This window comes from Methylosinus sp. sav-2 (genome assembly GCF_004366495.1).
Taxonomy (GTDB): Bacteria; Pseudomonadota; Alphaproteobacteria; order Rhizobiales; family Beijerinckiaceae; genus Methylosinus.
On the sequence record NZ_SOEJ01000011.1, the window covers coordinates 133,181 to 157,202 of the forward strand.

General features: G+C 65.7%; 22 protein-coding genes. 12 read left to right on the plus strand and 10 right to left on the minus strand.

Annotation, left to right across the window (positions count from 1 at the left end; genetic code table 11):
• Positions 1–76: 76 nt before the first annotated feature.
• The 5 genes from EDE12_RS16790 to EDE12_RS16810 all read left to right on the plus strand — a co-directional run bounded on the left by EDE12_RS16790 (position 77) and on the right by EDE12_RS16810 (position 4,224).
• The gene (locus tag EDE12_RS16790; RefSeq protein ID WP_024878732.1) at positions 77–457 is read left to right on the plus strand and encodes a DUF983 domain-containing protein; all 381 of its coding nucleotides are present in this window, start codon (positions 77–79) and stop codon (positions 455–457) included.
• Positions 447–1,175, plus strand: coding sequence for an SURF1 family protein (locus EDE12_RS16795; RefSeq protein ID WP_026600174.1), 729 nt, complete (start codon positions 447–449; stop codon positions 1,173–1,175). The genes EDE12_RS16790 and EDE12_RS16795 overlap by 11 nt, the downstream gene beginning before the upstream one ends.
• Positions 1,176–1,270: 95 nt before the next feature.
• The gene (gene thrC / locus EDE12_RS16800) at positions 1,271–2,683 is read left to right on the plus strand and encodes a threonine synthase (RefSeq protein ID WP_026600175.1); all 1,413 of its coding nucleotides are present in this window, start codon (positions 1,271–1,273) and stop codon (positions 2,681–2,683) included.
• A gap of 10 nt (positions 2,684–2,693) precedes the next feature.
• Positions 2,694–3,293, plus strand: coding sequence for a GNAT family protein (locus tag EDE12_RS16805; protein WP_026600176.1), 600 nt, complete (start codon positions 2,694–2,696; stop codon positions 3,291–3,293).
• Between the two features lie 151 nt (positions 3,294–3,444).
• Positions 3,445–4,224 carry a WecB/TagA/CpsF family glycosyltransferase gene (locus tag EDE12_RS16810; RefSeq protein WP_024878736.1) on the plus strand — a complete coding sequence of 260 codons (780 nt, stop codon included), beginning with the start codon at positions 3,445–3,447 and terminating at the stop codon, positions 4,222–4,224.
• 428 nt (positions 4,225–4,652) lie between these two features.
• Here EDE12_RS16810 and hisG read toward each other — a convergent pair whose 3' ends face one another.
• Positions 4,653–5,627, minus strand: a complete 975-nt coding sequence (gene hisG / locus EDE12_RS16815) for an ATP phosphoribosyltransferase (protein WP_026600177.1) — start codon at positions 5,625–5,627, stop codon at positions 4,653–4,655.
• Positions 5,624–6,763, minus strand: coding sequence for an ATP phosphoribosyltransferase regulatory subunit (locus tag EDE12_RS16820; protein WP_036291406.1), 1,140 nt, complete (start codon positions 6,761–6,763; stop codon positions 5,624–5,626). Before EDE12_RS16820 ends, hisG begins: the two co-directional genes overlap by 4 nt.
• A 216-nt stretch (positions 6,764–6,979) precedes the next feature.
• On the opposite strand from EDE12_RS16820, the gene EDE12_RS16825 reads away from it, so the two are divergent.
• The gene (locus EDE12_RS16825; protein ID WP_134188179.1) at positions 6,980–7,390 is read left to right on the plus strand and encodes a hypothetical protein; all 411 of its coding nucleotides are present in this window, start codon (positions 6,980–6,982) and stop codon (positions 7,388–7,390) included.
• Positions 7,391–7,486: 96 nt separating this feature from the next.
• Here EDE12_RS16825 and EDE12_RS16830 read toward each other — a convergent pair whose 3' ends face one another.
• The 5 genes from EDE12_RS16830 to EDE12_RS16850 all read right to left on the minus strand — a co-directional run bounded on the left by EDE12_RS16830 (position 7,487) and on the right by EDE12_RS16850 (position 14,782).
• Positions 7,487–8,056 carry a hypothetical protein gene (locus EDE12_RS16830; RefSeq protein ID WP_026600179.1) on the minus strand — a complete coding sequence of 190 codons (570 nt, stop codon included), beginning with the start codon at positions 8,054–8,056 and terminating at the stop codon, positions 7,487–7,489.
• 233 nt (positions 8,057–8,289) lie between these two features.
• The gene (gene pnp / locus EDE12_RS16835) at positions 8,290–10,434 is read right to left on the minus strand and encodes a polyribonucleotide nucleotidyltransferase (RefSeq protein ID WP_024878741.1); all 2,145 of its coding nucleotides are present in this window, start codon (positions 10,432–10,434) and stop codon (positions 8,290–8,292) included.
• 358 nt (positions 10,435–10,792) lie between these two features.
• Positions 10,793–11,062 carry a 30S ribosomal protein S15 gene (gene rpsO, locus EDE12_RS16840; RefSeq protein WP_018266720.1) on the minus strand — a complete coding sequence of 90 codons (270 nt, stop codon included), beginning with the start codon at positions 11,060–11,062 and terminating at the stop codon, positions 10,793–10,795.
• Positions 11,063–11,237: 175 nt separating this feature from the next.
• Positions 11,238–12,971 (minus strand): DUF6270 domain-containing protein, encoded by a 1,734-nt coding sequence (locus tag EDE12_RS16845; RefSeq protein ID WP_134188180.1) that lies wholly within the window; start codon positions 12,969–12,971, stop codon positions 11,238–11,240.
• 41 nt (positions 12,972–13,012) lie between these two features.
• Positions 13,013–14,782 carry a symporter-like protein gene (locus EDE12_RS16850; protein WP_026600180.1) on the minus strand — a complete coding sequence of 590 codons (1,770 nt, stop codon included), beginning with the start codon at positions 14,780–14,782 and terminating at the stop codon, positions 13,013–13,015.
• A 223-nt stretch (positions 14,783–15,005) separates the two neighbouring features.
• On the opposite strand from EDE12_RS16850, the gene glpE reads away from it, so the two are divergent.
• Complete coding sequence (gene glpE, locus EDE12_RS16855) at positions 15,006–15,803, plus strand: thiosulfate sulfurtransferase GlpE (RefSeq protein ID WP_024878744.1); 798 nt, start codon at positions 15,006–15,008, stop codon at positions 15,801–15,803.
• Between the two features lie 34 nt (positions 15,804–15,837).
• Here the strand turns inward: glpE and cobT are convergent, their stop codons facing one another.
• Positions 15,838–16,848 (minus strand): nicotinate-nucleotide--dimethylbenzimidazole phosphoribosyltransferase, encoded by a 1,011-nt coding sequence (gene cobT / locus EDE12_RS16860; RefSeq protein WP_026600181.1) that lies wholly within the window; start codon positions 16,846–16,848, stop codon positions 15,838–15,840.
• A 597-nt stretch (positions 16,849–17,445) separates the two neighbouring features.
• Here cobT and EDE12_RS16865 point away from each other — a divergent pair.
• The 3 genes from EDE12_RS16865 to EDE12_RS16875 are packed head-to-tail and all read left to right on the plus strand — an operon-like array spanning position 17,446 to position 19,447.
• On the plus strand, positions 17,446–17,991 hold the full coding sequence (locus tag EDE12_RS16865) for a hypothetical protein (RefSeq protein ID WP_026600182.1): 546 nt from the start codon (positions 17,446–17,448) through the stop codon (positions 17,989–17,991).
• Positions 17,988–18,812, plus strand: a complete 825-nt coding sequence (locus tag EDE12_RS16870) for a hypothetical protein (protein ID WP_024878747.1) — start codon at positions 17,988–17,990, stop codon at positions 18,810–18,812. Before EDE12_RS16865 ends, EDE12_RS16870 begins: the two co-directional genes overlap by 4 nt.
• A complete protein-coding gene (locus EDE12_RS16875) occupies positions 18,809–19,447 on the plus strand; it encodes a hypothetical protein (protein WP_024878748.1) in 639 nt (212 codons plus the stop codon). Before EDE12_RS16870 ends, EDE12_RS16875 begins: the two co-directional genes overlap by 4 nt.
• A gap of 95 nt (positions 19,448–19,542) precedes the next feature.
• Here the strand turns inward: EDE12_RS16875 and EDE12_RS16880 are convergent, their stop codons facing one another.
• Positions 19,543–20,205, minus strand: a complete 663-nt coding sequence (locus EDE12_RS16880; protein WP_026600183.1) for a hypothetical protein — start codon at positions 20,203–20,205, stop codon at positions 19,543–19,545.
• On the minus strand, positions 20,124–20,351 hold the full coding sequence (locus EDE12_RS21910; protein WP_166671876.1) for a hypothetical protein: 228 nt from the start codon (positions 20,349–20,351) through the stop codon (positions 20,124–20,126). Before EDE12_RS21910 ends, EDE12_RS16880 begins: the two co-directional genes overlap by 82 nt.
• Before the next feature lie 651 nt (positions 20,352–21,002).
• Here EDE12_RS21910 and EDE12_RS16885 point away from each other — a divergent pair.
• Both EDE12_RS16885 and EDE12_RS16890 read left to right on the plus strand, forming a co-directional pair.
• Entirely contained in the window at positions 21,003–23,198 is a 2,196-nt protein-coding gene (locus tag EDE12_RS16885; protein ID WP_051592648.1) for a methyl-accepting chemotaxis protein, read from the plus strand.
• Positions 23,199–23,350: 152 nt separating this feature from the next.
• On the plus strand, positions 23,351–23,995 hold the full coding sequence (locus EDE12_RS16890) for a PadR family transcriptional regulator (protein ID WP_083967395.1): 645 nt from the start codon (positions 23,351–23,353) through the stop codon (positions 23,993–23,995).
• Positions 23,996–24,022: the final 27 nt, after the last annotated feature.

Below are 24,022 nucleotides of genomic sequence, written 5' to 3' on the forward strand. Positions count from 1 at the left end.
GAGAAGCGCCGGCGGGGTCGTCGGCGCTTTTTTCGTTTCGTCGATCTCTCGCCCTCGCAAAAGGGATAGGAAAATCATGGCCGCGGACGAACACTCCACCGTCAATCCTTATGTCGCCGGCCTGCTCGGCCGCTGCCCGCGTTGCGGCAAAGGACATTTGTTTCGCGGCTTCCTCACGCTCGCGCCGAGCTGCGAGGTCTGCGGTCTCGATCTCGCCTTCGCCGATTCGGGCGACGGGCCGGCCGTCTTCGTGATGACCATCGCCGGCTTCATCGTCGTCGGCGCGGCGCTCTATGTCGAGGTCGCCTATTCGCCGCCCTATTGGGTGCATGGGCTGATCTTCCTGCCGCTGACGGTCATCGTCTGCGCCGGCCTGCTGCGGCCGGCCAAGAGCCTCTTGATCGCGCTGCAATATTTCAACAAGGCGGAGGAGGGGCAGCGCGCCGATGAGAGCTGAAGCGCGCGCCCTTCTCGGGCCGGCGATCTTTTCGCTCTTCATGGCGGCGCTGCTCGCCGGGCTCGGCGTGTGGCAGCTGCGTCGCCTCGCCTGGAAAGAGGCGCTGATCGAGCGCGTCGAGACGCGCGCGACGGCGGTGCCCGTCGCGCCGCCGCCTCGCGCGCAATGGGATGCTCTCGCGCCGCAGGACTATGATTTCACCCATGTCCGAGCGTCCGGCCATTTCGATCTTTCGCGCGAGGCGTTGATCTTCTCGCCGCCGCCCTCCGGCGCGGGGGTGGAGCCGGGCTATCGGGTGATCGCGCCTCTGCTGCTCGACGAAGGCGGCGCGATCCTGGTCGATCGCGGCTTTCTGCCGCTATCGCAGCGTGGCGACGAGACGCGCAAGCGCGAGCCCTCCGGTCCCATCACGCTCACCGGCCTGCTGCGCGGGCCGCAGGCGCGCAATCTCTTCACGCCCGCCGATTCGCCGCAGGAGGGGCTGTTCTACACCGGCGACGCGCGCGCGCTCGCCGCATATCTGCAGATCGCCGACGCCGCGCCCTTTCTGCTCGAGCTCGATCCCGCGGCGCCGACGCCCGGCCTGCCGCGCGTCTATGATCACAATATCGAGCTTTCCAATAATCATCTCTCCTACGCCATCACCTGGTTCTCGTTGTCCGCGGCGGTCGCCGGAGGCTTCGCCTTCTACGCATTCGGCCGGCTGAAGCAGCGCTGACGCGGCCGCTCATTCTCGAGCGGCGCCGAATCTCACGACGATTTCGGCGCCTTCGGACTTTGCCGGCGCCGCCTTCGCGGGTTAGAAGAGACGCCGTGCGCTACATTTCCACACGCGGCGAAGCTCCAGAGCTCGCCTTCGAAGACGTTCTCCTCGCCGGCCTCGCCTCCGACGGCGGGCTCTATGCGCCCGTCTCCTATCCGGCGATGGCGCGCGGCGATATCGCTGCTCTCGCCGGCCTTCCCTATCCGGAAGCCAGCGCGCGCATCATCGCGCCTTTCCTCGGCGAGGCTTTCGACGGCGAGGCGCTGCGCACGCTGACGCAGAGCGCCTATTCGAGCTTCCGTCACAGCGCCATCGCGCCGCTGACGCAGATCGCCGATAATCTCTTCGTCCTCGAGCTGTTCCATGGCCCGACGCTGGCGTTCAAGGACGTCGCCATGCAATTGCTCGGGCGCATGATGGACGCCGTCCTCGCCCGCCGCGATCTGCGCGCGACAATCGTCGGCGCCACATCGGGCGACACCGGCGCGGCGGCGATCGAGGCCTTTGCGGGGCTCGATCGGGTCGATGTCTTCATCCTCTATCCGCATGAGCGGGTCTCGGATGTGCAGCGCCGGCAGATGACGACGGTCGAGGCCGCCAACATCCACACCATTGCGCTGCGCGGCTCCTTCGACGATGCGCAATCGATTCTGAAATCGCTGTTCCGCGACGCGCGCTTCCGCGAGAGCGTCGGGCTCGCCGGCGTCAATTCCATCAATTGGGCGCGCGTCGTCGCGCAGACGGCCTATTATTTCACGAGCGCCGTCGCGCTCGGCGCGCCGCATCGCGAGGTGAGCTTCGCGGTGCCTACTGGCAATTTCGGCGATGTGCTGGCGGGCTATGTGGCCAAGCGCATGGGCTTGCCGGTCGGCAAGCTCGTCATCGGCACCAATTCCAACGATATTCTCGCGCGCACGCTGGCGAGCGGGCGCTATGAGCTGCGCGGCGTGACGCCGACGCAATCGCCATCGATGGATATTCAGATCTCGTCCAATTTCGAGCGTCTGCTGTTCGACGTCTATGGCCGCGACGCCGCGCAGATTCGCGGGCTGATGGGCGCGCTGGATCAGTCCAAGGGCTTTACCGTCGCCACCGCGCCGCTCGAAGCGATCCGCGCGGAATTCGAGGCCAGCGCGGCCTATGAGGCCGACACGACGCAAGAGATCGCCCGCACCTATCGCGAGACCGGCTATATTCTCGATCCGCACGCCGCCACCGGCGTTCATTCGGCGAGAAAACGCCTCGCGATCGACCCCGCGACGCCGATCGTTTCGCTCGCCACCGCCCATCCGGCGAAATTCCCGGATGCGGTGGAGCGCGCCATCGGCAAGCGCCCGCCGCTGCCCGAGCATCTCGCGCATATTCAGGGCGCGCGCGAGCGTTTCACCGTGCTCGACAATGATTCCGGCAAGGTCGCGGCCTTCATTTCCGAGCGCGCGCGCGCGGCGCGCGCCACGGTCTGAGAGGGTTGCCATGGCGCTCTTCGGCCTCGTTCCCGCCTATCGCGATCTGCCGCTGCGCGGCGATGGCGTCTATCTGCGCAGCTCGGAGATGCGGGATTTCGTCGCCTGGGCGTCTTTGCGCGAGCGAAGCCGCGCCTTTCTGACGCCCTGGGAGCCGACCTGGCCCTCCGATGATCTCACCCGCGGGAGCTTTCGCTATCGCGTGCGCCGCCACGCCGAGGAGATGGCGCGCGACGAGGCCTATTCCTTCTTCGTCTTCCGCGAGGCGGACGATGTTCTCGTCGGCGGCCTGACGCTCGGCCATGTGCGGCGCGGCGTGTCCCAGGCGGCGACGCTCGGCTATTGGATGGGCGAGCCCTATGCCGGCAAGGGCTATATGTCCCGCGCCGTGCGTGCGGCGCTGGATTACGCCTTCAGCCGCCAGCGCCTGCATCGCGTCGAGGCCGCGTGCCTGCCGTCCAACGCCGCCTCCATTCGGCTGCTGGAGCGCAATGGCTTCCATCAGGAGGGCTTCGCGCGGGCCTATCTCAACATCAACGGCCAATGGCGCGACCATCTGCTCTTCGCGCGGCTGGACAGCGATCCCTCGCCGGCCCGCCGGCCGCTTTGAGCGGACAGGACCGAAGTTCCGTCCGTCATCCCGTTTCGAATCCGCACAGAACAGCCCCGATTCTGTCTGGCACGTATCTCTCAGCCTACCCTTCGACATTGCCGACCACGTTTCGAAACGGGACGGCAGGCGAAAAAAGGGTAGCGTATTCATGGCGTTCCAGCGTAAACCGGCGTTCCGGGACATCGAGGAGGTCACTGTTGGCGGCGTTCGCGTCGCTCGGCTCGATCTCGCGGCGACCGCGCGGCTGATGATCGAGGCGGCTCTCCGCCCCGCGCGGGAGAATGGGCCGCTCTATCTCACCTCCGTCAATGGCGAGGTGCTGGCGCGTCGCCGCGCCAGCCGCGAATTCGCCGAGCTCGTCGACGAGGCCGATCTCATCAGCGCCGACGGCCAACCGTTCGTCTTCGCCTCGCGCCTGCTGGGCGCGCGGGCGCTGCCGGAGCGCGTCGCCACCACCGATCTCTATCCGCTCGTCGCCGAAATGGCCGCGCGGGAGGGCGTCACCTTCTACCTCTATGGCGCGACGGAAGAGATCAATCGCGCGACCTATGAGGTCACAATGCGCCGCTTTCCAGGCCTGCGCATCGTCGGCCGCTCGCATGGCTATCTCACCGGCGAGGAGCTGGAGCGCAAGATCGACGAGATCGACGAGCTGGCGCCCGATATCGTCTGGCTGGCGCTGGGCGTGCCGCGCGAGCAGGAATTCGTGCGAAAATGGAGCGATCGCCTTCGAAACGTCAAAGTGATCAAGACATCTGGGGGCCTGTTCGATTTCGTGGCCGGCGCCAAGAAGCGCGCCCCGATGTGGATGCAGAAGGCGGGGCTCGAATGGGCCTTCCGTCTTCGGCTCGAGCCGCGCCGGCTGTTCTTGCGCTATGTGACGACCAATCCGATCGCGTTGCTGCTGCTATTGCGCCACACGCATTGACAGTCCTCGCACATCCGCCGGCGCGTCGAAGCCGGCGGGCGTCCGAAGCCGCAGTGTAACGAGTTCGGCTTTGGGTCCCCGGCGCGTCGCGCCACTCCGCCAGCGCCGGGGACGACGCCGATCATCGGCGAATTCTCAAAATGGGAAAAGCCCGAAATTCAGTCCCCTCATCCTGAGGCGCTTTTTGTGGAACGCAAAAAGCCTCGAAGGATGCTCCAGCGGGCGGCGCTTCGACGACCCTTCGAGACGCCGGCTCCTCATGACAATCCGGATAATCGGTTCGCGTCATTGCGAGGAGCGTAGCGACGAAGCAATCCAGTAGCCACCCCGCAACTCTGGATTGCTTCGCTTCGCTCGCAATGACGCGGGGCGAGTTCTCGATCGTAATGCGAAGCGATCAGCGGGAAAACGTATCAGGCCAAACCCCGTCAAATCCGCCCTTGCAACCGGCTCCACAGCGCGTTTTCCGCGCTGAACACATAATCGAGCCGCGCGCTGGTCACGGTGCGCGCGCCTTTGGCGATCAGCCAATCGGCGAATTGCGGCGCGCCATCCGCCGGGGCGGAGAAGGTGACGAAGCCGCCGTCGCCGCGCTCGCGCAGCTCCACGGAATATTTCTCCGTAGCTTCGGCGAGCAGCGCCTCGTCCAGCGTCAGGCGGGCGCGGATCTCGCGCGTCGTGCGCGCTTGCTCCTCGGCCGCTATGCGCGAGAGGATGATGCGCGCCGCCTCCCGCGCCCGCGGCGTCCAGGGCGCGGAAAGCGAGGCGACGAGATTGGCCTGCGAGCGCAGGATCACGCCATCGTCCAAAGTCTTCAGCGCATTGGCGACGAGCGTCGCGCCGGTGGTGGTGATGTCCACGATGAGATCGGCGGAGCCCGCCGCCGGCGCGCCTTCCGTGGCGCCGGAGCTCTCGACGATGCGATAATCGCCGATGGCGTGCTTGGCGAAGAAGCGCCGCGTCGTGTGAATATATTTGGTGGCGACGCGCAGGCCGCGGCCATGGCGCGCGCGAAAGCCGGCCGAGACATCGGCGAGATCGGCCATGGTCCGCACGTCGATCCAGGCCTGCGGAACGGCGACAACCACATTGGCCTTGCCGAAGCCGAGCGGCGCCAAAATCTCCACCTTGCTCGCGGCGTCGGGAATCGTCTCGCGCACGAGGTCTTCCCCGGTCACGCCGAGATGGACGTCGCCGCTGGCGAGCCGCGAGGTGATCTCGGAGGCGGAGAGAAAGGCCGCCTCGGCGTCCTCCACTCCGGCGAGCTGGCCGCGATAGTCGCGCGCCCCGCGCCCCTGCGTCACCTCTATGCCCGCGCGGGCGAAAAAGGCGTTGGCGTTCTCCTGCAGCCGGCCCTTGGAGGGAACGGCGACGATGAGTCTGTCGGTCGTCGTTGCGGTCATGCCGCGCTTCCTTTGCGCGCCGTCAGCCGATCGACCCATATGGCCGCGCCGACAGCGGGGATGTCCTGTTTCGCGCCCAGCGTCTTCAGCAGGCGGTCGTAGCGCCCGCCGCCGATGAGCGCCGGGCCGGCGGGCTCGCGCCGCGCCTCGAAGACGAAGCCCGAGTAATAATCGAGCCTCCGGGCGAAGCTCGCGGAGAAGCGCACGCGATCGAGATCGACGCCGCGCGCCGCGAGAAAGCCGGAGCGCGTGTCGAGCGAGTCGAGCGCCGCGGTCAGATCGAGCGAGACGTCCTTCGCGAGCTTGCGCAGCGCGGCGGAGGCCTCGTCGATCTGCCCCTGCACGGAAAAAAAGGCGTCGACCAGCGCATGCGTCTCGGCGCTCACTCCGGCGCCGCCGGCGAGAGCGGCCTGATCCAGAAAGCGCTCGGCGATCTCCCCGGCGCTGCGGCCGCCGACCGGCGAAATGCCGGCGATGGACAGAAGATCCTCGACGAGCGCGCGCGCCTCCTTGGCGTCCACCTTCTCGAGCGCGGCGAGCACGCCGGCGTGCTCCTTGCCATTGGCCGGCGGGGCGAAAATCTCAGTGAGCGACTCGCCGCGGGCGTGTCCCGTCTCGAGACGCCGGCGCCAGGCGGGCGGCAGGTCGAGCCGATCCAGAAAGGTGGAGACGAGGCCGGCGTCTCCGGTCTCCACATGCAGCGCGCCGCCGTCGGCCGAGGAGGCGGCCTCGAGGGCGGCGGCGAGAATCTCGGCGTCGGCGGCTTCGCAATCGTCACGGCCGAAGCTCTCGAGCCCGGCCTGCAACAGCTCGCCGCTGCCCGTCTCGCCCTCGGCGGGGAAGCGGAACACAGTGCCGCCATAGGCGAAGGAGGCCGGCGCGCCCGCCGTGGCCGAAGCGAGATAGGCGAGGCAGACGGGGATCGTATATTCCGGCCGCAGGCAGACGTCGTCGCCGGCGGCGTCGCTGGTCAGATAGAGACGGCCGCGGAAATCCTCGCCCGAGCGGTCGAGGAAGACGCCGGCCGGCTGCAATATCTTCGGCTCGCAGCGGGTAAAGCCCGCGCGCTGAAACGACGCCAATATCGCGCCGAGAGCGTCGCCGCTCGAAAAATCGGTTTTCGCCGCCTCGTTCACGCCTTTAGTCCCTCTTTTGCGGTCCTTCCTTAGCAAGGGTGGATGACATTCGCATCCGCTTTCCGGAGGGAGGGTGAATGAAGCGGGCGGCGGTTCAGCCGCCTCGGATCAGGGCTTGTGCAGCCGGAACATGTCTAAGGCCGGATCGGCGTGGCGCGCTCGGTCGAAGGCCCGTTCCGGGGACAGGCCTCGCCTCAGCAGAGAATGAAGCAAATAGTGAACGAAGAGCGCGGCGTCCGAGGCGTCGGGACAGTCCGCTGGCGCGATATAGGCGGCGGCGCCCGCTTCGAGGAAGGCCTTCGCAAAAGCCGCATCGCCGGACAGGCAGGCCGTGCTGACGACGATCGCTCCCGGCATTCGAGCGCGCTTTGCGATGGCGGCCGCCGGCAGCGAGCCGTCGACGAGCGCGCCGACGTCTACGCCATCGCCATAATCGCCGAACACCAAGCCGTTTTCGTCACCGTGTCCGCAGATGACGACGAGTTTCGGATCATGTTCTTTCCGCTCGAGCGTGAGCAGGAAATCTTCCGGCGTCCCGACGAGGTGCAAGAGCACAGCCGCGCCGAGGCTTTCGAGCATCGACCGAATCAGCAGCGCTTCGAAAGCATCGCCCACGGCGATGACTGAGGCCGGCGTTTTCGGAGCAAAGTATTTCTCGTCGACGAGCATGTTTGGCCTTCACGCTCGGCCTTCGCAAATGGAGCGAGGCGATAGGGGTCGGCTCTAGAATTTGCACTCTTTCGGAAGCTTGTCCTCCGACCAATCGGCGAGGGAAATGGTCTGCGCCTTTATCTCCACCTTCTTGCCGTTGCGCGTTCCCTTGCCTGCGAGGAAATTGAGGTCGCAGGTCCCGCCGGCGTTGGGGTCGATCGTGTCGCGCGCCGCATAGGTGAAGCCGGCGACGATGAGCGCGCCATTGCGGCGGATCACCGTCAAAGTCTCGCTCCAGCGGTCGCGGCCGATCGAATCATTCTCGGATTTGATCAGCAGCGAGCCCTTGTCGCTCACCGCCAGCGAAGGCCGCTGGCCGGCCATGCCGCCATTCCAGGCGGCGTTCTTCTTGACGAAGGCAGGCTTGGCGCCGGCGCGCAGAGCGTCCTGATCGAGCCCGAGATAGACATAGAGATCGGCGCCAGTGTCGAGATTGTCGACGAGCACGGCGAGATCACGGCCGCCGCCATCGGAGAGATAGATCGGCGTCGCGGAGAGAATGCGCTCGAGCGGCGCGGTCTCGGCGACGACGGGGGAGGCGGAGGAGAGAAGGGCGGCGAGAAAAGCGAGATGCAATCGCATTGGAAAAAGTTCCTGCGAAACGGATCGCGAGGCGCCCTCATCCGACCCCGCTTCGCGGGGCCATATTCTCCCGCGAGCGGGAGAAGGGGTGCGGCGTCGAACGCGGCGCCCGCTTTTTCGATATCGCGCCTACTCGAAGAAAAAGGCGCTTCCTTCTCCCGCTTGCGGGAGAAGGTGGCCCGGCGCAGCCGGGTCGGATGAGGGTCCGCGCCGGGCGAGCCCCATCTGTCGTGTCACTCGCCGGCGTTAGCCGCCTCGGCCTTTTCCTTGGCCTCGAGGTCTTCGCCGGTCTGCTGATCGACGACGCGCATGGAGAGGCGCACCTTGCCGCGATCGTCGAAGCCGAGCAGCTTCACCTTCACCTTGTCGCCTTCCTTCACCACATCGGTGGTCTTGTTCACGCGCTGCTTGGAGAGCTGCGAGATGTGAACGAGGCCGTCCTTGGCGCCGAAGAAATTGACGAAGGCGCCGAAGTCGGCGGTCTTCACCACGGTTCCCTCATAGATCTGGCCGACCTCCGGATCGGAGGCGATCGACTTGATCCAATTGATCGCCGCCTTGATGGAGTTGCCGTCGGAGGAGGCGACCTTCACCGTGCCGTCGTCCTCGATATTGATCTTGGCGCCGGTCTTCTCGACGATCTCGCGAATGACCTTGCCGCCGGTGCCGATCACTTCGCGGATCTTGTCGGTGGCGATCTTCAGCGTCTCGATGCGCGGCGCGAACTCGCCGAGCTCGGCGCGCGAGGTGGTGAGCGCCTTGGACATCTCGCCGAGGATGTGCAGACGGCCGTCGCGCGCCTGGGCGAGCGCGACGCGCATGATCTCCTCGGTGATGCCGGCGATCTTTATGTCCATCTGCAGCGAGGTGACGCCGTCCGACGTGCCCGCCACCTTGAAGTCCATGTCGCCGAGATGGTCCTCGTCGCCGAGAATGTCGGAGAGAACCGCGAAGCGCTCACCCTCGAGGATGAGGCCCATGGCGATGCCCGCCGTCGGCTTCTTCAGCGGCACGCCCGCGTCCATCAGCGCCAGCGAGGAGCCGCAGACAGTGGCCATGGACGAGGAGCCGTTGGACTCGGTGATCTCCGAGACGACGCGCAGCGTGTAGGGGAATTCAGCGGCCGCCGGCAGCATCGGGCGGATGGCGCGCCAGGCGAGCTTGCCATGGCCGATCTCGCGGCGGCCGGGCGAGCCCATGCGGCCCGTCTCGCCGACGGAGTAGGGAGGGAAGTTGTAGTGGAGCAGGAAGCGCTCCTTATAGGTCCCCTCGAGCGAGTCGACGAATTGCTCGTCCTCGCCCGTGCCGAGCGTGGCGACGACCAGCGCCTGCGTTTCGCCGCGGGTGAACAGGGCCGAGCCATGCGCGCGCGGCAGCACGCCCACCTCGGCGACGATCGGGCGCACCGTCTTCACGTCGCGGCCGTCGATGCGAATGCCGTCGTCGAGAATGTTCCAGCGCACGACCTTGGCCTGCAGATCGTGGAAGGCCTCGGCGACATGCTCCTTGGAGAATTTCGCCTCGCCGCCTTCCGGCAGCAGGCCGGCGAAGACCTTGGCCTTCACTGCGTCCACCGCGGCGTAGCGATCCTGCTTCACCGTGATCTTATAGGCGGCGCGCAGCTCGGCCTCGGCGATGGCGTCGACGGCGGCGTCGACCTCGGTCTTGTCGACAACATTGAGGTCGCGCGGATCCTTGGCGGCGCGCTCGGCGAGGCGGATGATCGCGTCGATCACCGGCTGGAAGCCGCGATGGCCAGTCATCACCGCCTCGAGCATCAGATCCTCGGAGAGCTCCTGCGCCTCCGATTCCACCATCAGCACGGCGTCCGACGTGCCGGCGACGACGAGGTCGAGCGCCGAGAGCTTCATCTCCTCGATCGTCGGATTGAGCTTGAGCTGGCCGTTGATATAGCCGACGCGGGCGCCGCCGATCGGCCCCATGAAGGGAATGCCGGAGAGCGTCAGCGCCGCCGAGGCCGCGACCATGGCGAGAATATCCGGGTCATTCTCGAGGTCATGGCTGAGCACGGTCACGATGACCTGCGTGTCATTGCGATAGCCGTCGGGGAAGAGCGGGCGGATCGGCCGGTCGATGAGGCGGGAGACCAGCGTCTCGCGCTCGCTGGGGCGGCCTTCGCGCTTGAAATAGCCGCCCGGAATGCGGCCGGCGGCGAAGGCTTTCTCCTGGTAGTTCACGGTCAGCGGGAAGAAGTCCTGGCCGGGCTTGGGCGCCTTGGCCGAGACGACGGTCGCGAGCACAGTGGTCTCGCCCCAGCTGGCGAAAACGGCGCCGTCCGCCTGGCGGGCGATCTTGCCGGTCTCGAGGATCAGCTTGCGACCCGCCCAGTCGAGCTCTTCGCGATGGATCTGGAACATGTCTTTTCGTCTTTCTCTCATGACGCGCCATGTTGCGCGTCGGCTTGGCGAGGCGTCATGGGCAAGACGGCGAGAGGCTGCGGGGCGGGGATTTTCAAAGACGCGAAGCCGCGAACGCTTCGAAAGATCCTCGCCTCAGCGTCCGGCGATCCTGCCATGACGATCTGCCGAGGGCCGGCGGCGCGGCCCCATGCCGCCCGCCGAACGTTGGAAGGGCCGCCCTTTCGCGCATCCCTTCCGGCAATGAAGCGGCCGAATCGTTCGGCCGAACCGTTTTTTCATACGCGAAATCGCGGCGGACCGCGATCTCGCTTTCTCTCGGCCTCTTTCGAGGCTCGTCCCGCGAGCGGGCGTGAACTCAGCGACGAATGCCGAGACGCTCGATGATGGAGCGATAGCGCGGCTCGTCTCTCGACTTCACGTAGTCGAGCAGCTGGCGACGCTGCGACACGAGCTTCAAGAGACCGCGACGCGAATGATTGTCCTTCACATGGGTCTTGAAATGCCCGGTCAGATTGGTGATGCGCTCGGTGAGGATCGCCACCTGCACTTCCGGCGAGCCGGTGTCGTCCGGCTTGGTCGCATATTCCTTGATGAGCGCCTGCTTGCGCTCCGCAGTGATCGACATCGGTGAGGTCCTTTTCGTTTTCTGGTGTGGGTCCGCAGGCCGCGGCCGGGGCCGGGATGTCGTCCAGCGAGGGTCGCCGCGAGCGGAGCCGCCCGGAAAACCGGGCGCGCGAGGGGCTTATAGCAGAAAAGGGAGGGAAGGATAGAGAGCCCTCTCCGCCGGGCCTCTCGCGGCGTCACTGGGCGTCGACGAGGCTCGCTCCGCGGGCGTCGTCGCGCTCAGAGATGAGCGCGGCTTTCTCGGCGGCGAGGCGGTCGCGCTCGGCGGCGAGCTCCTCGCTATGCGCGAGAGCGGCCTCGAGCTGGGCGATGATCTCGTCGATCTCGCTGGACGCCCGATCGCGCTCGACGAGCAAGGCGGTGCTTTCGGCCAGGACGCGATCGCGATCGGCCGCAAAGGCGTGGGCGTCGGCGACGGCTTGGTCGCGCTCCGCGCGCATCGCCTCCTTCTCATGCGCCTCCTTGCTCCATTCGGCGGCCATGGCGGCGTTTTCGCCCATGATGCGATCGCGGTCCGCCGCAAAGGCCTCGGCGTTCGCAATGGCCGCGTCGCGCTCGGCCCGCATCGCCTCCTTCTCGTGAGCTTCCTTGCTCCATTCGGCGGCCATGGCGGCATTTTCGCCGAGGATGCGATCACGGTCCGCGACGGCGGCGTCGCGCTCCCTTCGCATCGCCTCTCTCTCATAGAGCGCGAGAGCGCGCTCGGCGACAGCCGCGGCCTTTTCGGCAAGGGCGGCGTCGCGCTCGGCTCTGATCACTCTCGTCTCGATCGTCGCGCTCTCACACTCGACGAAATCGGCGTCATTCTCCGCTGTGGCGGGGGCATGATCGTCGCGGGGCGTGAGCGTATCGTCGGCCGCGCCTTCGAGCCGCGCGCGCATCTCGTCTCGTTCCTCCAGCGCGGCGTCGCGCGCGGCGGCGAAAGCGGCGTTGTCGGTCGCCAGCCGGTCGCGCTCCTCGGTGAGGGCCTGAATTTGCACGATCAGATCATCGCGCTCCGCCGCCCGGAGGAAGAGCTGATCGATGATGGCGCGGCTGCCGTCCTCGCGTTCGGGGAAGAGCAGCTGCGCGGTCTTCTCGGCGTAGAGAAGATAGACCTCTGGCAAGTAATGCGTGTCGCTCGGTCCGCCCCAGGGCGCCTCGCGGCCGGTGATGAACAGCTTCCGCGGCAGCGAGATGAAGGAGATATTGTCGAAGCTGCGCGCGAAATCATACATTTTCTCGAGCGCGACATTCGCCATCTCCGCGGCTCCGGGCGCGAAGTCATAGGTGTAGGGGACGCCATTCACCTTGCAGGTGAAATAATGCTCGAGTAGCACGAGGCGCGAGAATTTCCGCGACAAAATCTCGATCGATCGCGCGAAGGCGCGCTTCCACAGCGGGAAGAACCGCGCCCAATTGGCGTGGAAGGAAATGCGCTCGCCGCCTTTGAAGACCTTGTCGAAGACGTCCTGATTCATCGTCTCGGGCGTCAGGCCCTCGAGAATATGGACGCCCTCGAGCGGATCGATGACGAATTGCGTCTCGCTCAGAGCGACGACGCCGCTGCGCAGATCGCGCGTCAAGTCGAAGATCAGCAGCTCCGCGTCCATCTCCAGAAGATTCGGCAGATGCAGCTTTTTCGCGTCATTGACGAGATAGGTCAGGAATTCCGGCGGCAGGCAGGAGAAGCGCGAATCGATCTTCTCGATCGGATCGGCGACCAGCGCGATCGTCGGGCGGCGCCACAAATGTCCGCGCGATCGGAAAAGACCTTCATTCAGCCGGAGACCGCTCTCATAAGTAGAGCAGCCGCCCAATGTTATAAAGCTCTTGCGGCGATCCTCGACATAGGCCTTCTCGGCAGGGAACTCAGAGCTTTCTCTTGCAACAACGCTGATGTTTTTACCCGAATTGTGCTTTTTCGCCATTGTCAGCTTCTTCTCACAGCGATTCGACACAATATTGCATCTCAGGCTCCTTTATCGAGATGTAGCACATTGCCTTCGCCGCGTAAAATCTCTTCCACGAAATTACGTGATTGCGGCGTCTCTCTCGAGAAAGCCTGCGCCGAAACGCCGCCGGCGAGCAGTCCGGCTATGGCGCCGCAGAGTCCCGCCCAGGCGAGCTGCTCTATGTCCGGCGGCGCCGAATCGACGACCAGCGTCACCGCCATTGTCGCGACGCCCGCCAATTGGCCGACCATCGCGTCGCGGTCTTGCGCGCGCGGAAACAGCGCGAGGCCGATCAGCGGAACGAAGCCCGCCGCCGACAGCGCGAGCGCCATGCCGACGAGCGTGCGCGCGTCTATGGCGTTGGCCGCGCTCGTCGCCGAGCCGAGCGCGGTGACGCCGACCAGCGCCAGCCGCGTGATGGCGAGGCGCCGGCTGGTCAGCGCCGATTCGGCGCGCAGCCGATAGAGCGCGTCATGGCCGACCGCGGCGGCGCAGGCGTGCAGGCTGGCCGCCGCCAGCGCCAGGCCGACGGCGATGACGCCGGAGGCGACGAGGCCGCTGAGCGCGGCGCCGAGCTTGGCCAATTGCGGCAGGGCGCCGATGAGATATTCCGCGCGCACGGAAATATCCTCCGGCCGCAGCGGCGCGGCGGGCGCCAGCTTGCGAGCGAGGCAGGCGGCGCGCGCCTGCGCCGGCCCGTCCGCCTTGGCGCCGCAAATCTGCAGCAGGCCGCGCGCGCTCGCCGAATAGATGGATTCGGGGAGCCGTTCCGGTGTCTGGCCGACGGCGACATTGGAGACGATCAGCGCGGAGGAGGCGACGGTCGCCGCCACCAGCGCCGCCGCCGTCAATGTCCAGAACATGGCCGCGATCCCGGCCCGCCGCGCCGCCGCCACATCCCGCGTCGCCACCGATGGGGCGAGGGCGGGCGCGAGAGTGGCCAAGCCGAGCGCCAGGCCGAGCGCTGTGGTGATCTCGAGCGCGACCGGCGCAGGCCGGGCCAGCCGCCAATTCTGGATGATGCGCGTCGCCTCGCTCCAGGCGGCCTGATCGCCGATGAGCGGCAAGGGCGTCGGAAAGCCTTCGGCCATGAGGGCGATCTGCGGCAGAGCGAAGCCCGCCATCAGCACGCCCGCGGCGGCGCAGGCGCTCCACAGCACGCCGCCGACGCCGCCCGGTCCCGCGATCAGGAGAATCGCCGCGCCGATGAAGAAGGCCGCGAAGGGCCGGCCCGCGCCAGTGAAGCCGACCAGCGCGTCCACCGCCGTCTGATAGCCGGCGAGCGCCACGATCGCCGAGGTGAGCGCGGCGACGGCGATCATGCCGAGCCGCGGCTCCATGCGCGAGAAGCGCGCCGCCAGCAGATCGGACAGCGAGAAGGCCCCGGTCTTGCGCAGGATCGGCCCCATCGCCGCGCCGATGAGCGCGACGCCGAGCAGCAGGCCGAGCGTCACGCCGAGCGGCGAGCCGGCGCCGGTGAGCCGCGCCGCGAAAGGCGCCGCGAGGCCCGTGACCAGCGCCGCCTGCGCGAATCCGACATAGGCGGCCGGCGCCGCGCGTCCCGCCGCGTAATAGAAGGACACGCGCATGGAATGCAGCAGAAAGCCCAGCGCGGCCAGAGCGACCACGGTGAAATAGGGCGACACCAGCGCCACCAGCCGCTCCGGCGCGCCGACGCGATCGAGCAGAGCGACGAGCCCATAGGCGGTGGCGAAAGTGACGATCGCCAGCGCGATGCGGCCGTCGAGCCGCGCCCGTTCCTCGAAATTCTCCACCGTGTCCCGCATGTCGCGCCTCCTTCCGTGAAGCCTAGAGTGTTTTCGAGCGAAGTGGGAACCGGTTCGCGTGAAGAAAACACGGCAGAACAAGGAAATCGAGAGTCATTCTGGTTCGATTGGAACCGGAATGACTCTAGCCGACGAGGGCGCCGAAAACCAGCGCGCGCGGTCCCTGAGGGGCGGTTGGCCCCGACTTCGCATGTCGCGGGGCGATCGAAGGGAGAAATGCGGCATGCAGGCGAATTTTCGCAGGATCGACGTCATCGCGGCGCGTCAGATCATCGGGCGCGGGCGCGCGCTGGTGATAGACGTGCGCGATCCGGACTCTTTCGCGCGCGGCCATATAGACGGGGCCGAGCTGGCGACGCGGGAGAACATCTCCTCCTTCGTCACTCTGACGCCGAAGGACCGGCCGGTCGTGTTCTGCTGCTATCACGGCAATTCCAGCCAGGCCTACGCCAAATATTTCGCCGAGCAGGGCTTTTCGGACGTCTACAGCCTCGACGGCGGCTATGAGGCCTGGGCGATCGCCGAGCGTTCCGCGCCCCCCGCCACGGCGGCGCTGAGCCCGGCCCTGGAGGCTTTTCTGGCCGAGCACGGCTTTGCGCCCGGCGACGCCAATGGCCGCAACAAGGACAATGTGACGCCGCTGATGGTCGCCGCGCGCCTCGCCCCGCCGGCGCTGGTGGCCGAGCTGCTGCAGGCCGGCGCCGATCTCCATGCGACCAATGTGGACGGCAATCAGGCGCTGTGGCTCGCCTGTGTCGGCGAGATAGAGGAGAATATCGCGCTGCTGATCCGCGCCGGAATCGACATTCAGCACATAAATGTCAACGCCGCGACGCCGCTGATGTTCGCCGCCTCCTCCGGCCGCGCCCGCGCCGTGGCGCAATTGATGGCGGCCGGCGCCGACCCTTCCTTCGAGACGGGCCTCGGCCTCACCGCGCTGGACATGGCCTCGACCAAGGAATGCCTCGATCTGATGCGCGCGGAGGTGAAGCGCCGCAAGGTGTTGGCGGCGGCGTCGTGAGCCCGGGAAATTCAGCGGCCGGGAATGACGCGTCCTAATCCTTGCCGCTGACGCCGGCGCTGGCGAAAGTCGCCATCCCGCTGTGGCAGGCGAGCGCCGCCTTGACGACGCCGATCGCCAGCGCGGCGCCGGAGCCCTCGCCGAGCCGCATGCCGAGATCGAGCAGCGGCTTCTTGCCGAGCCGCTCCAGCACATCCCTATGCGCGCCCTCCGCCGAGACATGGCCGGCGAGGCAATGGGCGATGGCGTCCGGGCTCGTCGCATGCAGCAGCGCCGCCGCCGCGCAGGCGACATAGCCGTCGAGCAGCACGGGGATGCGATTGCGCCGCGCCGCGAGCATCGCGCCCATCATGCCGGCGATCTCGCGCCCGCCGAGCCGGCGCAAAATCTCCAGCGGATCGGACAAATGTCCGGCGTGAAAGGCGAGCGCCTCGTCGATGACGGCGTTCTTGCGCGCGAGCCCTTCGTCGTCGACGCCGGTTCCGCGCCCGGTCCAGCGCGCCGCCGGCCCGCCATAGAGCGCGGCGTAGATCGCCGCCGCCGAGCTGGTGTTGCCTATGCCCATCTCGCCCGGCGCCAAAAGATCGATCCCGCCGTCCACCGCCTCCATGCCATAGACCAGAGTGCCGGCGGCCTCGCGCTCCTCCATTGCGGCGCTCGTCGTGAAATCGCGTGTCGGATGCTCGAGCGCTAGCTCGAAGACCTTGAGGCCGACGCCATTGGCCTTGCAGATCTGATTGATCGCCGCGCCGCCGACGGTGAAATTATCCAGCATCTGCCGCGTGACGGCGGCGGGAAAGGCGGAGACGCCCTTGGCCGTGACGCCGTGATTCCCCGCGAAGACGGCGACGAGCGGCCGCTCGATCCGCGGCTCCGCGCTGCCCTGCCAGGCCGCCAGCCATTCGACGATCTCCTCCAGCCGCCCCAGCGCGCCCGGCGGCTTGGTGAGCTCGGCGTCGCGCCGCCGCACGGCGTCCACGCTGTCACTGCTGGGGGCGGGGAGATCGGCGAGAAGATTGCGGATGTCGTCGAAGGGCGTGCTCATGCCGCGTGGGTGGGGCATGGCGGGGGCGGGAGTCAAGCGGGGAGGGGAGCGATGCGTCAAAATAGGACCTTCGGCAAGGCGCCGAATTCGATGATTGTGGGTGTCCGAGCCGAAACTGACGAGCGCTTAGAAATAGGCATCGGTCGCGACATTGCGACCAACTGCGTGCGCCGCGAAGCAAGGCCTAGATTGCTTCGCCGCTATGAGTCGATCGAGTCGTAATACGCTCGCGTTCGGCGTCATCTGTTTCATTGTCACCAATCGCACGCCTCACGTCGGCCCTCTCTGTTTAAGTCTTTGCCGTGGATGAATTTCGCTATTTCTTAATTTTCAGGACTCACACTCGAGAGCGACGAGCGGCTGGTTCGGCTCTGTGTGGATTTTCGATTTATGAGACCATTTCTATTGCTTTTTGGAATTGTAGCTTTGATCGGATTCGTCTCGCAGGCCGGGCGGATTCCGGCGATAATTTTTCTGAACGCTCCGAGCTTAGACGCTCTGGACGAGGAGAATATCCGCCGTTCGGCGTCTCCTCGCGACATCATTTTCGGCGGGGACGTAAAAAGGCTTGCGAAGAGCGCCAAGCGATTGAGGGCAATGGCCACGTCGCCGGACGAGCCAGCGCTTTACAATCGGCTGCTTCATGTCGCCATCGTCGATAGTCCGCCGAGCGTCAAAGACCAAAAGGAGGCCCCGGAAATCGCGCTCGATCTCGGTCGCGCGGGCGCAGCGGCGGTTCTCGTGATCGCCGCCGGACCGACCGTTTGGCGCATCGAGAATGCGAGACCGGAGCAGCGCGCCAAGATCGCCTTCGAGGGTCCATCTCCCTTCGATTTAAAAAATGCCCCCGAGCACATCCTCGCCGGGTTCCGAGTCGGCGCCTTCGGCGCGGACGACTTCACCAGTCCACGCGACTATCTCGAAAGCCACGGGCCGGCGCGCACGCGCCGTTATTGCGCGGCGATGGAGAAATGGAAAAAGCTGTTCGACGCCGCGCCGCGCCAAATGCGCATCTTCATCTTTCAGTCGCCCGATCGGATCGAGGTGAACGAGGAGTTTCTCGGCGGCTCCCCGCCGCCGAAATCCTCGCCGAACTGGACGGTCGGGCAGGAATGTCATCGCTATGCGGAGAGCGATAAATGAGCTTCGGAAAACGCGGAACAAAATCGGAGAATGAGCGTAACCGCGGGGAGACCCAAAGACTTTCTTTGAGCCAGACAAAGGACGGTGCAAAGCCGGAAGGTTTCAAACTCGTCAAACAGTTGATGAAAATCGCCGGCGTGTTCGCGATCTGCTACGCAGGTTACAATTTCATCCTTCCTGAATTGCTGGCGCTGACGATTGGCCATCCGGTCACGGGCATGGTTCCGCCCCGTTCCCCGGAGGGACGCGCTCTTCGCCAACAAGCGATCGATCAGGCGCTCGCGGGTAGATCGCCAGAGATCAGGCAGATCGAAGTGCGTCTCGACGAGGCTTGCATGCCGACTGGAGCCCAGACCATCCATACGCCCCTCGCTCGAGTCGAATATTGGGTCGACCCCGAGCAGCAGTGGGCGGCGGACGTCCAAGATCCTCGCGGGCAGATGCACATTAAGGATGTCGCTGGCTATTTGTCCTGCGTGTCCCGGCTAGAGCGCCAGCGATTTTGCCAGCCTTACTTTCGGGCGAAATTCGCCAGTCAGCTCAAGCGCTATTTCGACACGCTGCGAACACACAATGACAGGGCGGAACAGATTGCGAGTCTGTATCGACTGTCGAGGGCTCGAAGGCCGGGTGGGACGAATGTCGATGGCATGGCAAGCGAGACGCAATCGATCGGCCTGCACCCGTCGGTCATAGCGACGGTCGAGGACCTGTCGAGCAATGGATATCTGTCCGCAAAGAACTTCGGCCCGTTCGGATTCGGAGTTCCGAAAGAAATCGCTTCGTTTTTGCTTCCCGCGACGCAGAAAAGCTGCCCATGAAAAGCCGCCATTCGATATTGCGCCGTGGGCTGCCGGATTGGCTGCTCGACACGAAGCTTCTCGTTGTCGTCTTCCTCCTGTGCTTCGCCGGAGTGAACGTCGCCGCAAATCTTCTAGTCGCCCATCGCGCGAAAACGGCCGGGACCTGCGCCCCCTTTCCGCATGGCCCTTATCAGCCGGGAAGAACCCCCGTCGCCGGCTGGAGCAAAAAAGTGTGGGAGCAATTCCTCGGGAACTACGAAAGCAAAAAGATGGAGACGGGCTATGTCCTCGACGCCATCTCGCGTTGTCCGATCGGCAATTGCTCAACGGCGATGGCGGACAAGTATTATGCCGCAATGACGGCATATGGTTGGATACACGTCATTCTCGCGCGCGACGCAGATATCGTATCGGGGACGGAAGGCGTCCGAGCCATCAACAGTCTGTTTGCAACGCCCGATGACATGAAAATACTCGCCGATTTGAAGCAGCGCGTCGCCGAAAAGTGGTTTGACAGGGCGAGGCTGGCGAATGACGCCGCGACCAGGCTGATGGTGGAGCGTGAGCCCGAGGACTTCACGATATGCCGACCGACGGGGGATAGCATTCCTCTTCCGTCCTTCGTTCCCATCGCCCGTCGACTGAGCAACTAACGAGAGGGATTCGGCTGAATTTTCGCGGTGACCAAGGCCGAAGGTCCGCCGGCGCGTCTCCGCGCCTTACGGCCGCGCCGTTGTCTCTTCCAGACTCACTCCTCCGCGGCGAGCCGCCTTGCGTCGGCAAGCGCCTTCACGGCGAGTCCTGCAACTCCGATCGCGGCGAGGATCAGCATTGCGGCGTCCAGCCGGGTCGCGCCGCCCGGCGCCGTCACATCTATGCCGCCGGCCAGCGCTGCAAAGGGCCATGCGGTCATGAGAATGCGGAACTCGGTCGGGCCGATCCCGATATAGGTCATCGGGCGCGCCTGCAGCGCGATCGTGCGCACGTAATTATAGGCCGAGAAGAGCAGATAGCAGGCGAGAATGACCAAGGCCGATTGAAGCGATAGAAATGGCGACGCGCCGAACATCACGATCAGCAGGACTTGCGACATCAGATCATTGGTCTGGCCGATGGCGTCGAGCCGAGGATGCGTCAGCGCGCGGCGTCGTGCGAGCGGTCCGTCGAGCGCCATGCCGAGCCAGTTGATGGCTATTCCGGCGACGAAGACCGGCAGCCATGCATGCGACCAGCGGCAGCCGATCAGCGCCGCCGCGGCGATGACGGCGCCAATGACGCCGATCCTGGTCAGCCGCAGCGGCGTGACCGAATCCGGCAAGGCCGCGAGGATCACATCGGCGAGCTTTTGCTCGCTCGCGGCGAGAAAGCTTCGATCGAATTGCTCGCTACCTTCACTGAGGAGATACGCCACGCTTCACTCCATTTCTCTTCTCTTGCGCCGATCTGTCCTTGCTCGTTCTGCGAAATGTCATAGGTCGCATAATAGCCGGCGCCGACATCCTCGACGCCCGTATAGCTGCGCTGCGTCTCCGTGGCGGAGCCATTTTTGTCTCGCATCACAGCTCGAGCGCATAAAAACCCTCGTATCGAATGCGAGCCGAGGCGCGCGCCAGAAGCCCCTGAGCGTCGATGAGGACGCTTCGCCGGCGCTTTTTAAAGGCTCGCAATCGGCTCAGCCTTAGATATATGTTGTATTTACATTACGAATGCGAATTCGCGCAACGCTGAAACGGTGGGCTTTCAGCTTGTTTTTGCACCAGACGCGCTGTGCGGCAGCGCCGAACTCCTATTTTATGCCGCTGTGGCGGAAATTTTTTAGCGAAAGGAGCAAAGCTTCTCGTCGAGCGCGCCGGCGATGAGAGAAAGCAGCGCCTGCTGTCTTCTTCATGTAAAATAGATAAATATCGATCTGGCGGGGGGGAGTTCAGAAAAATGCGAATGGTCTGGTTTCGGCGGGCTCGGACGTCGGCTGGTCGGCGGCGCTGGAAGTTCACGCGCCGCGCCCGAATACCCGCGCCGCGCCCATGCGACGCTCGGCCGCTGAGGCGCATGTTAGAAAGTTATTTACCTAAAACCGTAAAAGTGCAGAAACAATTTTCGTTTCGAAGCAGCGCGCAGCTTTGTCTCTTTACGTCCGACCGAGGGCTGGTCGGACATTGGTCGGCCCCGATCGGCCGTGCGCCGTCGCTTGCTGGAGAAGGAACGAACATGCGCGGCGCGACCATCGCGACCAAGATCACCGTGGCGATGATCGGCTTCAGCGTCCTGCCGATTTTGTTTCTCTATGCGTTTTTCGAGCTGGCCGTCGCGCCGCATCTCGAGAATGTGTCCTTCTCGCCGTTGCGCATGGCGACGCTCGATCTCGGCGCCACGATCAATCGCGCGCTCGGCGATTTCGCCGCCGATGCGGTCATTCAGGCGACGGCGCAGCCCATCATCTGGCAGTCGCAGAATTGGCGGCGCGTCGATGGGCGTAGCCCCATCGCCATATTCATGAACGGCTGGATCGCCACGCAGCGAAACAGCAATCTGACGATGTTGCTGGGGCGCGACGGCTCGGTGCTGGCCGTCAACACCAAGGACAAGGATGGCGAGCCGCTGCCGACAGAAGCGCTCTATGCGCAGAATTTCGCCGGCGAGCGCTGGTTCGTCGATGCGATGGCCGGCAAGACCGTGCTCGAGAACAAGCGCGCGACCAATGTCGTCATCGACACGCTCATCGATGTGAACGACATTCTTCCGCGATCGGCCGAGCCCGATTTCGCCTTTCCCATCGCTGCGCGCGCGCTCGGCAAGGACGGCGAGGTCATCGGCGTCTGGGTGAGCTTCGTCGATCTCGACATATTCCGCCGCTATGTCCGGCGCGAATATGAGCGCATGAGCATCGTCGGCGGCGATCTCGGCGGCTCCCATATTCGGTATGATCTCGTCGATGCGAGCCATAAGACATTGCTCGTCTTCCAGCCGACTGGCGTCGGCGTGGGCGCGTTTCCGCTCGAGGCGATCGGCAGGCCCGCGGCGCCGATGATCGATCGGCTCGGCCGCGAGATCGGCGCCGAGAAGGCGATATCCCGCAATATCGACGGACTGTCGGCGGTCTATGCGAAGCTGCCGCCGGTCATCGGATTTCGCGGTCTCGGCTGGAGTCTCGTGCTCAGCGCGCCCGAGGCGCAATTGGCGGCGACGACGCTCGGCATCGCCGATCGGATTTTGGTCGCCGCGGCGCTCACCGGCATTGTCGCGGCGCTCGGCGGTTGGCGCACGGGCTCGGCCATAGCGCGGCCGCTGCTCGAGATCGCGAGCCGCGTGAACGCGCTCTCCAATGGCGACAAGAGCGGCCTCGTGCCGCATTGCGAGCGGCGCGACGATGTCGGCGAGATGGCGCGCGCCGTCGAGACATTCCGCCGCGCGGCCATCGCCAAGGATGCGGCCGATGAGGCGGCGGCCGCCGCCAGCCGGGCGACCGAGGCGGTGGTGGCGACGCTCGCCCATGGGCTGCGGCAATTGTCGAATGGCGCGCTCACCCATCGCATCAGCGAGGCCTTCGGGCCGCAATACGAGGCGCTGCGCGTCAACTTCAATCATTCGCTGGAGACATTGCGCGGCGGCATGGCTTTGGTGACGGAGGCGGCGCAGAACATGACCGCGCAGGCCGGCGAGATGGCGCATGCTGCCGACGCTCTGGCGCAGCGCGCGGAAGGCCAGGCCGGCAATCTCGAGAAGATGACGACCGGCATTGCCGGCATCACCGCGGCGCTGCGCGCGACGGCGCAAAACGCCGCGAGCGCCGATGCGCTGGTCGCCTCGGCGCGCGCCAAGGCGGAGGCCTCCGGCGGGCTCGTCGACGAGACGATCGGCGCCATGGCGAAGATCGAGACCTCGTCGTTGCAGGTGGCGCAGATTCTCTCGGTCATCGACCAGCTCGCCGCGCAGACCAATCTGCTGGCGCTCAACGCCGGCGTGGAGGCGGCGCGCGCCGGCGCCGCGGGCAGGGGCTTCGCCATTGTCGCGCAGGAGGTGCGCCAGCTCGCTCTGCGCTCCGCCGAGGCGGGCGAGGAGATCAAGCTGCTGATCGGCGAGTCGAGCAGCGCCGTCGGCGCGGGCGTGAAGCTGGTGAGCAATGTGGCGCGCGATCTGCGGGCGATCGTCGGCGAGGTGAATGCGCTGGACGGCGCCGTGCGGCAAATCTCGCGCGCAACCGGCGAGCAGGCGTCCGCGCTGCAGCAGATCAACGCCTCTATCGGCGAGCTCAATCAAATGACCAAGCACAGCGCCGCAATGGTCGAGGACGGCACTGCGGCGAGTCACATGCTCGCTGAGCGCGCGCGGGCGCTGCGCGACATGACCGACTTTTTCGACGTCGGCGGCGCCCGGCGCCCGCCCAAAGGCCTGCGCGCCGCCTAGAGCCGATCTTTCAAGTCGCCCCTCCTGACTGCTTTTTCCCGCCGCGCGTCTCGTTCGCCTCGAGTCCCGGCGCAACCTTTCTCGCGGAAGGGGCTTGACGAGATGGTTATAAGATATATCTTAGAGCTGTCTAAACGAAAGGAGACACATTTATGAGGCATCAACACATACATTCCGATCACGGCGATCATCCGGCCTTCGGCTGGATGCGAGGCTGGATGAGGGGAATGCGCGGCGGCGGGGACGAGCCCTTCGGCCGTGGCGGCCGCGGTATGCGCGGCGCCGGCGGGCGGCATGGCTTTGGTCCCGGCGAGGGCGAGCGGGGCGGCGGCCGCGGACGGCGGCGGATGTTCGAGGGCGGCGAATTGCGGCTGGTGATTCTGCTGCTGCTCGAGAGCGAGCCGCGCCATGGCTATGACGTCATCCGCGAGATCGAGACGCGCACCGGCGGCGCCTATGCGCCGAGCCCCGGCATCGTCTATCCGACGCTGACCCTGCTCGAGGAGCTGGGACAGGTGGAGGTCCAGCCGACCGAGGGCGCCAAGAAGCTCTATGCGATCACCGATGCGGGCAAGGCCCATCTCGCGGAGAATCGCAAGGAGGCGGAGACGGCGCTCGCCCGTTTGGAGGAGCTGCGCGCCAGAAGCGCGGGCGTCGACACGGGGCCGGTGTTCCGGGCGATGGGCAATCTCAAGACCGTGCTGCAGCAGCGCCTCGCCGGCGCGCCGGACAAGGAGCTGCTGTTTCAGGTCGCCGATCTCATCGACGAGGCGGCCCGCAAGATCGAGCGGCTGTGACGCGTTGTCGTTCGCGACGGCAAGCCG

What these genes read in the sequence shown, in the direction of transcription:
- EDE12_RS16790 (WP_024878732.1), top strand. Translation starts at nt 77, where the DNA reads ATGGCCGCGGACGAACACTCCACCGTCAATCCTTATGTCGCCGGCCTG.
- EDE12_RS16795 (WP_026600174.1), top strand. Translation starts at nt 447, where the DNA reads ATGAGAGCTGAAGCGCGCGCCCTTCTCGGGCCGGCGATCTTTTCGCTC.
- EDE12_RS16805 (WP_026600176.1), top strand. Translation starts at nt 2,694, where the DNA reads ATGGCGCTCTTCGGCCTCGTTCCCGCCTATCGCGATCTGCCGCTGCGC.
- EDE12_RS16810 (WP_024878736.1), top strand. Translation starts at nt 3,445, where the DNA reads ATGGCGTTCCAGCGTAAACCGGCGTTCCGGGACATCGAGGAGGTCACT.
- hisG (WP_026600177.1), bottom strand. Translation starts at nt 5,627, where the DNA reads ATGACCGCAACGACGACCGACAGACTCATCGTCGCCGTTCCCTCCAAG.
- EDE12_RS16830 (WP_026600179.1), bottom strand. Translation starts at nt 8,056, where the DNA reads ATGCGATTGCATCTCGCTTTTCTCGCCGCCCTTCTCTCCTCCGCCTCC.
- pnp (WP_024878741.1), bottom strand. Translation starts at nt 10,434, where the DNA reads ATGTTCCAGATCCATCGCGAAGAGCTCGACTGGGCGGGTCGCAAGCTG.
- rpsO (WP_018266720.1), bottom strand. Translation starts at nt 11,062, where the DNA reads ATGTCGATCACTGCGGAGCGCAAGCAGGCGCTCATCAAGGAATATGCG.
- EDE12_RS16845 (WP_134188180.1), bottom strand. Translation starts at nt 12,971, where the DNA reads ATGGCGAAAAAGCACAATTCGGGTAAAAACATCAGCGTTGTTGCAAGA.
- EDE12_RS16850 (WP_026600180.1), bottom strand. Translation starts at nt 14,782, where the DNA reads ATGCGGGACACGGTGGAGAATTTCGAGGAACGGGCGCGGCTCGACGGC.
- glpE (WP_024878744.1), top strand. Translation starts at nt 15,006, where the DNA reads ATGCAGGCGAATTTTCGCAGGATCGACGTCATCGCGGCGCGTCAGATC.
- cobT (WP_026600181.1), bottom strand. Translation starts at nt 16,848, where the DNA reads ATGAGCACGCCCTTCGACGACATCCGCAATCTTCTCGCCGATCTCCCC.
- EDE12_RS16865 (WP_026600182.1), top strand. Translation starts at nt 17,446, where the DNA reads ATGGCCACGTCGCCGGACGAGCCAGCGCTTTACAATCGGCTGCTTCAT.
- EDE12_RS16870 (WP_024878747.1), top strand. Translation starts at nt 17,988, where the DNA reads ATGAGCTTCGGAAAACGCGGAACAAAATCGGAGAATGAGCGTAACCGC.
- EDE12_RS16875 (WP_024878748.1), top strand. Translation starts at nt 18,809, where the DNA reads ATGAAAAGCCGCCATTCGATATTGCGCCGTGGGCTGCCGGATTGGCTG.
- EDE12_RS21910 (WP_166671876.1), bottom strand. Translation starts at nt 20,351, where the DNA reads ATGCGAGACAAAAATGGCTCCGCCACGGAGACGCAGCGCAGCTATACG.
- EDE12_RS16885 (WP_051592648.1), top strand. Translation starts at nt 21,003, where the DNA reads ATGCGCGGCGCGACCATCGCGACCAAGATCACCGTGGCGATGATCGGC.
- EDE12_RS16890 (WP_083967395.1), top strand. Translation starts at nt 23,351, where the DNA reads ATGAGGCATCAACACATACATTCCGATCACGGCGATCATCCGGCCTTC.